Origin of the sequence: Kitasatospora phosalacinea, from assembly GCF_000716545.1 — a bacterium.
In the GTDB taxonomy this organism is placed as follows: Bacteria; Actinomycetota; Actinomycetes; order Streptomycetales; family Streptomycetaceae; genus Kitasatospora; species Kitasatospora phosalacinea.
Genome location: NZ_JNWZ01000172.1, coordinates 1 through 582, shown reverse-complemented (window position 1 = coordinate 582; position 582 = coordinate 1). Strand labels below are relative to the sequence as shown.

General features: G+C 73.9%; 1 protein-coding gene. It reads left to right on the top strand.

Features of this window, described 5'->3' with window-relative positions:
• Positions 1–95 precede the first annotated feature (95 nt).
• Positions 96–582, top strand: a 487-nt coding sequence (locus OO48_RS33995) for a discoidin domain-containing protein (RefSeq protein WP_033223529.1), incomplete at its 3' end; no start/stop codon positions are given.

Genomic DNA, 582 nt, shown 5'->3' with positions numbered 1-582 from the left:
AAGAGCCGGACGGCCACTCCTCGCAAGCCACTGAAGGCAGAGAACCGTTAGCCACATCCGGCCCTCCCGGGCCGACCAACACCTTACGGAGAACCGTGAACGCACGTTCGGCACGCCCGCCGGGGTTCGCCCCGGTCCCCCGGCGCACCGTGAAGACGCTCTGGACGGCGGCGCTCGCCGTCCTGGCCCTGCTCACCTCCCTGCTGGTCACGAACGCGCCCGTCGCGCAGGCCGCACCGGCGCTGCTGTCGCAGGGCCGGCCCGCCACCGCCTCCTCGGTGGAGAACGCCGGGGTGCCCGCGTCCGCCGCCGTCGACGGCGACGGCGGCACCCGGTGGTCCAGCGCCGCCGCCGACCCGCAGTGGATCCAGGTCGACCTCGGCTCCAGCCAGGCCGTCAGCCAGGTCGTGCTGCGCTGGGAGGCGGCGGCCGCCAAGTCCTACCAGCTCCAGACCTCGAACGACGGCGCCACCTGGACCGCCGTCTACTCCACCACCACCGGCACCGGCGGCACCCAGACCCTCGACGTCACCGGCACCGGCCGCTACGTCCGGATGTACGGCACCGCCCGCACCACCCAGT